Raw genomic sequence first — 11,861 nt, 5'->3', positions numbered from 1 at the left:
GTGATACGGGGTAGGGTCCGCCCGTGACCGGCGACATCACCCTTCTCGTCAACCCGACCTCCGGCCGCGGCAGAGGCGCCAGGGCCGCCAGGCCCGCCGCCGAGGCGCTGCGCTCGGCGGGTCTGGCCGTCCGCACCGTTGTCGGCTCCGACGCCGCCGACGCCCTTGACCAGGCCCGCAAGGCCGTCGACGGCGGCACCGGCGCGCTCGTCGCGGTCGGCGGCGACGGCATGGTCTCGCTCGCCCTCCAGGCCGTCGCCGGCACCGGGACCCCGCTCGGCGTGGTCGCCGCCGGTACCGGCAACGACTTCGCCCGGGTCAGCGGTCTGCCCGTGCGCGACCCGGCCGCCGCCGGCGCCGTCGTCGCCGCGGCGCTGACCGAGGGCCGCAGCCGCCCGGTCGATCTGGGGCGTGCCGGTGAGCGCTGGTTCTGCACCGTCATGGCCACCGGTTTCGACTCGCGCGTCAACGACCGCGGCAACCGGATGAGCTGGCCCCGCGGCCGCTTCCGCTACGACGTGGCGATGCTCGCCGAGCTGGCCGCGCTGCGCCCCATCCGCTACCGCGTGCAGTTCGACGACGCCCCCGAGCGCGAGCTGGACGCCACCCTCGTCGCGGTCGGCAACGGCTCCTCGTACGGCGGCGGCATGCGGATGTGCGCGGACGCGGTGATGGACGACGGGCTCTTCGACGTGTGCGTCGTCGGCCCCTGCACCCGGCGCACCCTGCTGCGGGTCTTCCCGCTGGTCTACAGCGGCAAGCACCCCCGCCACCCGGTCGTCACCGTGCACCGGGCCGCCCGCGTGCGGCTCGCCGCCGACGACGTCACCGCGTACGCGGACGGGGAGCGCATCGGCCCGCTGCCCCTCCACGCCGAGACCGTGCCGGGCGCCCTGCGGCTGCTGGTCTGAGCCACTGGCGTCCCCTCCGTCCCGCCGGCGGGCAGGCGTGCTCCGCCGGAGATAAAGATCACGCGGTGTGTCGGTCCCGTTGGGTAGGCTCAGGAGCGAGATGACAGACGAGAAGTCCGACGAGATGTCGCCTGCCGAGCGCTATGCCGCGAGCCGCCGCCGTGCCGTGGAGAACACCACCGCACTCGCGCAGTTCCGCGAGCTGTACGACTTCGGCCTCGACCCGTTCCAGATAGAGGCCTGCGAGGCGCTGGAGGCGGGCAGCGGTGTCCTCGTCGCCGCCCCCACCGGCTCCGGCAAGACCATCGTCGGCGAGTTCGCCGTCCACCTCGCCCTCGCCGAGGGCCGCAAGTGCTTCTACACCACCCCGATCAAGGCGCTCTCCAACCAGAAGTACAACGACCTGGCCCGGCGCTACGGCACGGACAAGGTGGGCCTGCTCACCGGCGACAACAGCGTCAACGGCGACGCACCGGTGATCGTCATGACCACCGAGGTGCTGCGCAACATGCTCTACGCGGGCTCCGCAGCACTCGACGGCCTCGGCTACGTCGTCATGGACGAGGTGCACTACCTCTCCGACCGCTTCCGCGGCGCGGTGTGGGAAGAGGTGATCATCCACCTCCCGCAGTCCGTGACGCTCGTGTCGCTGTCCGCGACGGTGTCCAACGCCGAGGAGTTCGGCGACTGGCTCGACACCGTGCGCGGCGACACCCGGGTCATCGTCTCCGAGCACCGCCCCGTCCCGCTGTGGCAGCACGTGCTGGCCGGCCGCCGGATGTACGACCTCTTCGAGGAGAAGGCCGGCGCCACCGACGCCCGCGGCCGCCGCGAGGTCAACGCCGACCTCGAGCGCCTCGCCCGCATGGAGAACCAGCGCACCTACCACCCGCGCGCCAAGCGCGGCCGCGAGGCCGACCGCGAGCGGGAGCGGCGTGCCCGCAGCCGGGTCTGGACGCCCAGCCGCGCCGAGGTCATCGACAAGCTCGACTCCGAGGGCCTGCTGCCCGCCATCACCTTCATCTTCAGCCGGGCCGGCTGCGAGGCCGCCGTCCAGCAGTGCCTGTACGCCGGGCTGCGGCTCAACAACGACGAGGCCCGCGCCCGGGTCCGGGCGGTCGTCGAGGAGCGGACCCGCTCCATCCCCGACGAGGATCTGCACGTCCTCGGCTACTTCGAGTGGCTGGAGGGCCTGGAGCGCGGTATCGCCGCCCACCACGCGGGCATGCTGCCGGCCTTCAAGGAAGTCGTCGAGGAGCTCTTCACCGCCGGTCTGGTCAAGGCCGTCTTCGCCACCGAGACGCTCGCGCTCGGCATCAACATGCCGGCCCGCTCGGTGGTGCTGGAAAAGCTCGTGAAGTGGAACGGCGAGATGCACGCCGACATCACCCCCGGCGAGTACACCCAGCTCACCGGGCGTGCCGGGCGGCGCGGCATCGACGTCGAGGGCCACGCCGTGGTGCTGTGGCAGCGCGGCTTCGACCCCGGGGCCGTCGCGGGCCTGGCCGGCACGCGCACGTACCCGCTGCGGTCGTCCTTCAAGCCGTCGTACAACATGGCCGTCAACCTGGTCGGGCAGTTCGGGCGGCACCGCTCGCGGGAGCTGCTGGAGACGTCCTTCGCGCAGTTCCAGGCCGACCGCTCCGTCGTCGGCATCTCCCGGCAGGTGCAGCGCAACGAGGAGGGCCTCGACGGCTACAAGGAGTCGATGACCTGCCACCTCGGCGACTTCGACGAGTACATGGCGCTGCGCCGCGAGCTCAAGGACCGCGAGGCGCACCTGTCGCGGCAGGGCGCCGCGCTGCGCCGGGCCGCGGCGACCGAGGCGCTGGAGAAGCTCAAGCCCGGCGACATCATCCATGTCCCCGCCGGGAAGTACGCCGGGCTCGCCTTGGTGCTGGAGCCCGGTATCCCGGGCGTCCGCGCCTCCGGGCACATCCCGCGCGACGGCGTCCACCACGACGGGCCGCGCCCGCTGGTGCTCACCGCAGAACGGCAGGTCAAGCGGCTCGCGCAGCTGGACTTCCCGGTGCCCGTCGAGGCGCTGGACCGCATGCGGATCCCCAAGTCCTTCAACCCGCGCAGCCCCCAGTCCCGCCGCGACCTCGCCTCGGCGATGCGCAGCAAGGCCGGCACGGCCGGCTGGGCGGCCCCGCCGCACCACCGCCGCAAGGACCGCTCGGCCGCCGCCGACGACACCGAGATCATGCGGCTGCGCGCCGCGATCCGCGCGCACCCCTGCCACGGCTGCGACCAACGCGAGGACCACGCCCGCTGGGCCGAGCGCTACCACCGGCTGCGCCGCGACACCCAGCAGCTGGAGCGCCGCATCGAGGGCCGCACCAACACCATCGCCCGCACCTTCGACCGGGTGTGCGCGGTGCTCTCCGAGCTGGGCTATCTGCAGGGCGCCGACGGGGAAACGGTGACCCCGGAGGGCCGCCGGCTGGCCCGCCTGTACGGCGAGCTGGACCTGCTGGCCAGCGAGTGCCTGCGGGACGGGGTGTGGGACGGGCTGAATCCGGCGGAGCTGGCCGCGTGCGCCTCCGCCCTCGTCTACGAGTCCCGGCAGGCCGACGACGCGGCCGCGCCCAAGCTGCCCAGCGGTGCCGCGCGGGCCGCGCTCGGCGAGATGGTCCGTATCTGGGGCCGCCTCGACGCGCTGGAGGAGGACCACCGGATCAACCAGACCGAGGGCGTCGGCCAGCGTGAGCCCGACCTCGGCTTCGCGTGGCCGGCCTACCGCTGGGCCTCCGGCCACGGCCTGGACGCCGTGCTCGGCGACGCCGACATGCCCGCGGGCGACTTCGTGCGCTGGTGCAAGCAGCTCATCGACGTCCTGGGCCAGATCAGCGAGGCCGCCCCGGAGGGCAGCCCTGTCCGGCGGACCGCCCGCAAGGCCGTGGACGGCCTCCTGCGGGGGGTCGTGGCGTACTCCTCGGTGGGCTGAGGCGGCGCTCAGCTCACGCGGGTGCAGGTCAGGGAGCCCTTGAGGGTCACCACTGCACCCGCGCCGCTGTAGTCCTTCGCGATCTGCAGGCCGTCGACGGTCACCGTCCAGGTGCCGCCCGATTTGTGCGCGCTCACGCCCTGCGACTTCGGCACCCGACCCGAGTACGACGTGCCGTCCGGGGTGTTGAAGAGGGCCACCTGCGTGGGGCTGTCGGCGGTCGTGGCGATGAAGGACGGGAAGACCTGCTTCTTCGCCAGCACGTCCGGCGTCGTCACCCCGATGAGCTTGCCGTTCTTGACCTCGCACAGCACCCCGCCGGAGAAGTCCGCCCCGCCCGTGGCGGCTCCGGTGTAGTCCAGGTGCCCCGAGACCTTCCGTGCGGGCTTCGCGGGCGGGCTGCTGCTCGCCGCGGGCGCGCTGCTCCCGCCCGACGCGGAGGGCGTCGCCGTCGAGTCGGCCTTCGCGTCGTCGGACGTCGTGCCGGACGAGTCCGACGAGCATCCGCCGAGCGCGGTGACGGCGAGCGCCGCGCCGAGCGCGACAGCGGTGAGTGCGGTGCGGTGACGCATGAGGCGGGTGTCCTCTCCCCGTGTCCTGTGGTGCGCGCCAGTGTACGGACGCGGCGGGCACGGCCCGCAGCACAGGTCGCGGGACCGGCTGCGGGCCGCGGGCCCGGTGCGGTCCGGCGCGCCGGGGGCCCCGGCGTACCCGGGCCTCGGCCCGGCGCCGCACGGCCTCCCGCCCCCGCGCCGGGGGACGTTGCCCGCCGCTGCCGTGGCGGCGCGGCGGGTGCGGGGGTGGGGGCGGGCGCGGGCTCAGGGCGTACGGGGCAGGTGGGTGCGCCGGCCGCGGTGGGCGGTGGTGTCCGCGGTGGCGGCGCGGGCGGGTGCGCGGGTGGGGGCGGCTCAGGGCGTACGGGGCAGGTGAGTGCGCCGGCGGCCGTGGGCGGGCGCGGGCTCAGGGTGTACGGGACAGGTAGGCGCGCCAGCCGCCGTGGGCGGTGATGTCCGCGGCGTCGGCGAGGGCGGCGGGTTCGCAGAGGAAACCGGTCGCCTCGGTGCCGTCGTGCAGCGTCACCCGGCCCAGGGCCATCGGGCGGGGGAGGGCGGCGGTGAGGGAGCCGAGGGCCGCCGGGGACAGCTCCCACACCTCGGCCTCCACGGCCGCGCCGCCCTCCGCGACCCGTACCAGGCCCGGCTTGGGCGGCACGGTGTCCAGCGCGTACAGCCGGTAGGCGGGCGCCGTGGCGGTCGTGCCCGCGAGCCGGGCGCCCAGCGCGAGCAGCTGCGGATTCAGCGGCTGGCCGGACAGGTGCGCGCCCACCACCGCGAGCCGCACCGGCGGCTGCAGCAGCGCGGCGATCTCCGCGACCCGGTCGTCGGCGCCCGCCGGCCCCAGCAGCATCACCCCGAACGGCCGGCCCTCCACCGTGCCGCCCGGCACCGCGGCCGCGCACAGGCCGAGCAGATTCGCCGAGTTGGTGAAGCGGCCGAGCCGGGTGTTGGCGCCGACCGGGTCGGCGGCGACCTCCGCGAGCGTCGGGTGGCCCGGCGTGGTCGGGAGCAGCAGCGCGTCGCACCCGTTCAGCTCCGCCGCCGCGCGGACGCGCAGTACCGCGAGCCGCTCGCGGTCCGCGACGAGGCGGTGCGCGGGGATGTCGCGGGCCGCGCGGACGATGCCGGCCACCGTCGGATCGAGGTCCGCGCCGCCGCGCTCCACGAACGCGCCCACCGCGGCGTAGCGCTCCGCGACGAACGCCCCGCCGTACAGCAGCTCCGCCGTCTCGCTGAAGGGCGCCAGGTCGATCGTCCGCAGTGCGGCGCCGGCCGCCGCGAGCCGGCCGGCGGCCGCCTCGTACGCGGCCGCCCAGCCGTCGTCCAGCTCGCCGAGCTGCTCCGGGCGCGCGACTGCGACCCGCCACGGGCCCGGGCGGCGCGGCGGCGGCACCGGGCTCGCCAGCAGCGCGAGGGCACGGCGGGCCTCCGGCAGCGTACGGGCGAAGACGCTCACGCAGTCGAGGCTCGCCACCGCCGGGACCACGCCGTCCGTCGGCACCAGGCCGGGCGTCGGCTTGAGGCCCACGATGCCCTGGAAGGCGGCCGGGACGCGGCCCGAACCCGCGGTGTCGGTGCCCAGCGCGATGTCGGCGAAGCCGAGCGCGACGGCGGCGGCCGATCCCGAACTCGACCCGCCGCCGACCCGTTCCGGCGCCGGCACGCTGGCCACCGCCCCGTACGGGCTGCGGGTGCCGACCAGGCCGGTGGCGAACTGGTCCATGTTCGTGGAGCCGAGCACGATCGCGCCGGCCGCGCGCAGGGCCGCCACCGCGGGCGCGTCGCGCTCCGGCACGTAGGCGTACGAGGGGCAGCCGGCGGTGGTGGGGAGCCCGGCGACGTCGATGTTGCCCTTGACGGCGAGCAGCGTGCCGGCCAGCGGGAGCGGGGCCCCTGCGGCGGCCCGGGCGTCCACCTCCCGCGCGTCGGCCGCGGCCTCCTCCTGCGGCCGCAGCGCGATCCACACGTCCGCCCTGCCGGCCCGCTCCATCTGCTGATACGCCGCCGCGACGCGCGCCTGCGCCCTGCCCATTCGTGGCCCCTCTCACTCCGGCTGCCTCACGCGGCGGGTGCCGCGGCCGCCCGGCGGGTGCCGAACCCGCCGCGCGGTTCCTCGCGCTCCTCGTGCCGCGGGCTGCTGCCCGCGGCGGTTACCGCGGTCTCCCGCGCGGTGGGGGCCGGGCACGCGGTTTCCCGCGGCCCCGGAACCGCCTTCCCTGCCCGTGACCTCACCGCGCCGGACGGGGGCGCACCCGGGGCGCGGGGAACCGCGCGCCCGGCCTCCGCGGGGGGAAGGCCCCGGGGCCACCGCACGCGGCGGCCCGGAGGGCGGGGGCCGTTCCGGTGGGAAGCCAGCCCGTGCCGGGCGGGGCGGGCGGGACGGCGTCACAGGGGGGCCAGGGTCAGCAGGGCGGTGCCGGGGGAGACCTGGTCGCCCGGCGCGACGTGCACGGCCGACACGCGGCCGGCGACGGGCGCGGCCACCGGGGACTCCATCTTCATCGCCTCCAGCGTGAGCAGGTTCTGCCCCGCCGCGACGCGGTCGCCCTGGCGGACGGCGACCCGCCACACCCCCGCCGCGAACTCCGCCTCGACCGCGCAGCCGCCCGGCGGCACCGCGACCTCCTCCGGGCCCGGGGCGGCGGGAGCCGCCCCCGCGGAGTCGGCCCGGGCGAATTCCCCGGCGGCCTCCCAGGCCGACCGCTCCGCCGCGAAGGCGGCCTGCTGCCGGGCGCGGAAGCCCGCGATGGACTCCGCGTTCCCGGCGAGGAAGCGCATGTGCTCCGCGAGGGCGAACTCGCCCTCCTCCACCCGCAGCCGCAGGCGCCCGGCGGCCATGTCGGCCCGCAGGTCGAGGAGTTCGTCGGCCTCGACCGGATACCACCGGATGCGGTCGAAGAAGCGCAGCAGCCACGGCTCGGCGGAGCCCGCGGCCGCGTCCCGCCCGGACCAGACCTGGACCGTACGCCCGACGAACTGGTAGCCGCCGGGCCCCTCCATGCCGTAGATGCACAGGTAGGCCCCGCCGATGCCGACGGAGTTCTCGGCGGTCCAGGTACGTGCCGGGTTGTACTTGGTGGTGACGAGCCGGTGCCGCGGGTCGAGCGGCGTGGCGACGGGCGCCCCGAGGTAGACGTCGCCGAGCCCGAGCACCAGGTACTCCGCGTCGAAGACCGTGCGGTACACGTCGTCGACGGAGTCGAGCCCGTTGACCCGCCGGATGAACTCGATGTTCCACGGGCACCAGGGCGCGTCGTCGCGGACGCCCGCCATGTAGCGGGCGATCGCCTCGCGGGTCGCGGGGTCGTCCCAGGACAGCGGCAGGTGGACGGTGCGGCTGGGCACCACCAGGTGCTCGGTGGGCGGGAGCAGGTCCTCGGCCTCGCGGACGAGCCCGAGCAGCTTGCCGGCCGGCAGCACGTCGGGGTCGACGTGGATCTGGAGCGAGCGGATGCCGGGCGTGAGGTCGACGACGCCGGGCAGCCGCTGCGCGGCGAGGTGCTCCGCGAGCGCGTGCACCCGCATCCGCATCGCCAGGTCCAGCTGCATGGGGCCGTACTCGACGAGGAGGTTGTCGTCGCCGCTGCGCCGGTAGGTCACCGCGGGGCGGTCGGCGCCCGGTTCGGCGCGGCCGAGGACGCCGCCGTCGCCGGTCGCCGGCCGGCACGCGACGGGCGCCGCCGCGGGCGCGGCCCGCAGCCGGGCGGCGGCGTCCTCGGTGACGGGCACGAAGCGCACGGTGTCGCCGGGCCGCAATTGCCCCAGTTTCCAGCGCTGTCCGGTCACCACGGTGGCCGGGCAGACGAAGCCGCCGAGCGAGGGCCCGTCCGGTCCGAGCAGCACGGGCATGTCGCCGGTGAAGTCGACGGCGCCGACCGCGTAGGGCGTGTCGTGGATGTTGGACGGGTGCAGGCCCGCCTCGCCGCCGTCCGGGCGCGCCCAGCGCGGCCTGGGGCCGACGAGCCGGACACCGGTGCGGGCGGAGTTGAAGTGCACGCTCCAACTGGCCGCGTAGAAGTCGTCGATGTCCTGTTCGGTGAAGAACTCCGGCGCCGCGTGCGGGCCTTCGACCACGCCGATCTCCCACGTGGTGCCGATCGCGGGGCGCCGGGCGGGTGCGACGGGCGTGCCGTCCGCGGTGACGCCGCCGTGCAGGACGTCCGCGGTGCGCAGCGCCCGCCCGCCGTGCCCGCCGAAGCGGCCGAGTGTGAAGGTCGCGGCGCTGCCGAGGTACGGGGGCACGTCCAGCCCCCCGGCGACCAGGACGTACGTGCGCAGGCCCGCCTCGTGCGGCGCGCCGACGTCCAGCAGCCCGCCGGCCGGCACGGTGACCGGCTCCCACTGCGGCACCGGGCGGCCGTCGACGGTGACGGGCGCGGGCGCGCCGGTGACGCACACGGTCGTGGCGTGGCTGAAGCGCAACGCCGGTCCCTGGAGCGTGCATTCGAGACCGGCGGCGCCTTCGCCGTTGCCCAGCGCGGTGTTGCCGAGCCGGAAGGACAGGTCGTCCATCGGCCCGCAGGGCGGCACCCCGACGTGCCACAGGCCCGTGCGGCCCGGCCAGTCCTGGACGGTGGTGAGGGTACCGGCGCGCACCACGTCGATCCGCCGCGAGGTGTCGGTGACGCCCCCCAGCGTGGCGGTGTGGTGGACGGCGGCGCGCAGCGCCGGTTCGGCGAGCGCGGCCCGCAGCAGGCCGAGGTTGGTCTCGACGCCGTCGACCCGGGTGGCCGCGAGGGCCCCGGCGAGCCGGTCCAGCGCCTCCTCGCGGTCGGCTCCGTAGGCGATCACCTTGGCCAGCATGGGGTCGTAGGCGGTGGTCACCTCGGTGCCGGTCGCGACCCAGGTGTCCACCCGTACGTCCGGCGGGAACTCCACCCGGGTGAGCACCCCGGCGCTGGGCCGGTGCCCGCGGGCCGGGTCCTCGGCGTAGACGCGCGCCTCGACCGCGTGGCCGCGCGGCCCGGGCGCGGCGGCGGGCGCCTCCCCGTCGCGGGCGAGCCGCAGCATCCACTCCACCAGGTCGACGCCGTAGGTCTCCTCGGTGACCGGGTGCTCCACCTGGAGGCGGGTGTTGACCTCCAGGAAGTACGCCTCGGCGCGCTCGGCGTCGTAGACGAACTCCACCGTCCCGGCCGAGCGGTAGCCGACCGAGGCGCACAGCGCGCGGGCGCTTTCCGCCAGTTGCGCGCGCAGGGGGGCGGGCAGGCCCGGTGCCGGGGCCTCCTCCAGCACCTTCTGGTGGCGCCGCTGGAGGGAGCAGTCACGGTCGCCGAGCACGGTCACCCCGCCGCGGCCGTCACCGAAGACCTGCACCTCGACGTGCCGGGCCCGCTCCACCAGGCGTTCCAGGAAGAGCCCGGCGGAGGAGAAGCCGGCCGCCGCGGCGCGCTCCACGGGCTCCCAGGCCGCGGCCAGTTCGGCGGGGGTGCGGCAGGCGCGCATCCCGATGCCGCCCCCGCCGCCGGTGGCCTTGAGCATCACCGGGTAGCCGAGGTCCGCGGCGGCGGCGAGCGCGGCGTCCAGGCCGGGGAGCAGCCCGGTGCCCGGCAGCAGGGGCACACCGGCCGCCTGCGCGGCCGCCCGCGCGGTGTGCTTGGCGCCGAAGACCTCCAGGTGCCGCGGCTCGGGGCCGACGAAGACCAGCCCGGCGGCCTCGCAGCGGCGGGCGAAGTCCGCGTCCTCGGACAGGAAGCCGTAGCCGGGGTGCACCGCGCCGGCCCCCGTCTCGCGGGCGGCGGCGAGCACCGCCCCCGCGTCGAGGTAGCTCTCCTTGGCGGGCGCGGGCCCCAGCCGCACGGCGGTGTCCGCGAGCCGGACGTGCGGGGCGCCGCGGTCGGGGTCGGAGAAGACCGCGACCGTCCGCAGTCCCATGCGGCGCGCGGTGCGCAGCACCCGGGCGGCGATCTCGCCGCGGTTGGCGACCAGCAGCGTGTCGAAGCTCATCGGTCCGCTCCCGGGAGGGTGACCGTCATCCGTACCGGTGTCGGGTCGAAGCCGTTGCAGGGGTTGTTGATCTGGGGGCAGTTGGAGACCAGTACCAGCACGTCCCGCTCGGCCCGCAGCGTCACGGCGAGCCCGGCGGCCGAGCGGCCGTCGACGATGCCGAGGGTGCCGTCGTCCTCGACGGGGACGTTCATGTACCAGTTGACGTTGCTCACCATGTCGCGCTTGCCGAGCCCCCAACGGGCGCCCTCGGCGAGGAAGTTGTCCGCGCAGGCGTGCTGCGACCAGGTGTGGTGGCCGTAGCGCAGGGTGTTGGACTCCTTCGAGCAGGCACCGGCGATCGTGTCGTGCCCGCCGCAGCCGTCGGCCGTCACCGTCATCAGCGGGGTGTGCTCGTTGGACATCAGGACGCTGCCGGTGGCCAGGAAGATGTTGCCCTGTGCCTGGAGGGTGTCCGGCGCGCTGTAGCGGACCGCGGTGTCGGCGGCGTCGTAGACGAGGAAGTCCACCGCCTGGTTGCCGTGCAGGTCGGTGATGGTCAGCAGGCCCCCCCGGGGGATCACCGCGGACCAGGGGGCGCGGGCGGCGACGGTCGTGGTCGTTTCGGTGGTCGCGGTCATCACAGCCCCCTCGCGGTCAGGTGCTCGGCGGTGTTCTGGAAGGCGCGGCGGCCCTCGGGGGTGTCGTCCCACAGCGGATCGCCCGGCGCGGTCGGCCGCCCCGGCCGTGCGGTGACCTCCAACGGGCCGCACACGTAGGACGGGTGCGGGTCCAGCGGGTGCGGCACGTTCGCCAGCAGCACCGTCAGCGGCATCTCCGCGCGCAGCGTCACCGCGGTGCCCGGGCCCGCCGAACCGGTGAACTCCAGGCTCCCGTCCGAATCGACGCGCACGCCCTGGAAGAACGACAGGGACGGCGGCAGGTCGCGCGGCTCCAGCCCGTGCTTGGCCGCGGCCAGGGTGAACAGCTCCCGCCCCGCCGGGCTGCCGCCCTGCGGCGAACCGTCCCCGTAGCGCGCGGTGTTGCGTACGGCGGTGGACGTGCCGCACAGCGTGTCGTGCCGCCCGCTGGTGTCCGCCACGAGGGAGGCCAGTACCCGGCCCTGGTCGGACAGCAGCAGCCGCCCCGCGCCCAGGTAGGCGTTCCACTGCACCTTCACGGTGTCGGCGACGTTCAGCCGCTCCCACGGGCTGCCGGTGACGAAGAGCAGCACGTGCGCGCACGCGGTGCCGGTCGGGTCGGCGAGCCGCAGCTCGGTGCCCCTGGCCAGCGCCTTGTGCGTGTAGTTGCCCCCCGCGACCGTCTCGGCCCAGACCAGGCCGTCGGGCGCCGGTACCAGCGGCATCGCCGCCGCCCGCCGCCCCTGCTGCGCCCGCGCGTGGGCCCGCGCGCCGTACGTCGTCCCTGTCGCCCCTGCCGCCACGCCGCACCTCCTGTTTCTGTCGTGCGACAGAAATTAGGCGGCGGCGGATTCCGCCCGATTGCCCGCGCGTTGCG

At 75.8% G+C, this 11,861-nt stretch carries 7 protein-coding genes; 2 read left to right on the top strand and 5 right to left on the bottom strand.

Going from position 1 to position 11,861, the window contains the following annotated elements; all coding sequences use genetic code 11:
* The first annotated feature begins 23 nt into the window (after window positions 1–23).
* Both ACH4SE_RS08680 and ACH4SE_RS08675 read left to right on the top strand, forming a co-directional pair.
* The gene (locus ACH4SE_RS08680; protein ID WP_398542572.1) at window positions 24–911 is read left to right on the top strand and encodes a diacylglycerol kinase; all 888 of its coding nucleotides are present in this window, start codon (window positions 24–26) and stop codon (window positions 909–911) included.
* A gap of 100 nt (window positions 912–1,011) precedes the next feature.
* Window positions 1,012–3,861: a DEAD/DEAH box helicase gene (locus ACH4SE_RS08675; protein WP_398542571.1), complete on the top strand. Its 2,850-nt coding sequence runs from the start codon at window positions 1,012–1,014 to the stop codon at window positions 3,859–3,861.
* Between the two features lie 8 nt (window positions 3,862–3,869).
* Here ACH4SE_RS08675 and ACH4SE_RS08670 read toward each other — a convergent pair whose 3' ends face one another.
* The 5 genes from ACH4SE_RS08670 to ACH4SE_RS08650 all read right to left on the bottom strand — a co-directional run bounded on the left by ACH4SE_RS08670 (window position 3,870) and on the right by ACH4SE_RS08650 (window position 11,787).
* Window positions 3,870–4,433 (bottom strand): hypothetical protein, encoded by a 564-nt coding sequence (locus ACH4SE_RS08670; protein WP_398542570.1) that lies wholly within the window; start codon window positions 4,431–4,433, stop codon window positions 3,870–3,872.
* Window positions 4,434–4,821: 388 nt separating this feature from the next.
* The gene (locus ACH4SE_RS08665; protein ID WP_398542569.1) at window positions 4,822–6,450 is read right to left on the bottom strand and encodes an allophanate hydrolase; all 1,629 of its coding nucleotides are present in this window, start codon (window positions 6,448–6,450) and stop codon (window positions 4,822–4,824) included.
* Window positions 6,451–6,803: 353 nt separating this feature from the next.
* A complete protein-coding gene (gene uca, locus ACH4SE_RS08660) occupies window positions 6,804–10,364 on the bottom strand; it encodes an urea carboxylase (protein WP_398542568.1) in 3,561 nt (1,186 codons plus the stop codon).
* Window positions 10,361–10,984 (bottom strand): urea amidolyase associated protein UAAP2, encoded by a 624-nt coding sequence (locus ACH4SE_RS08655; protein WP_398542567.1) that lies wholly within the window; start codon window positions 10,982–10,984, stop codon window positions 10,361–10,363. The genes uca and ACH4SE_RS08655 overlap by 4 nt, the downstream gene beginning before the upstream one ends.
* Window positions 10,984–11,787, bottom strand: a complete 804-nt coding sequence (locus ACH4SE_RS08650; RefSeq protein ID WP_398542566.1) for an urea amidolyase associated protein UAAP1 — start codon at window positions 11,785–11,787, stop codon at window positions 10,984–10,986. The genes ACH4SE_RS08655 and ACH4SE_RS08650 overlap by 1 nt, the downstream gene beginning before the upstream one ends.
* Window positions 11,788–11,861 lie beyond the last annotated feature (74 nt).

This window comes from Streptomyces sp. NPDC020983, assembly GCF_044333485.1.
Classification (GTDB): Bacteria; Actinomycetota; Actinomycetes; order Streptomycetales; family Streptomycetaceae; genus Actinacidiphila.
The sequence above is the reverse complement of the archived record's forward strand: the minus strand, read 5'-3'. Positions and strand labels throughout refer to the sequence as shown.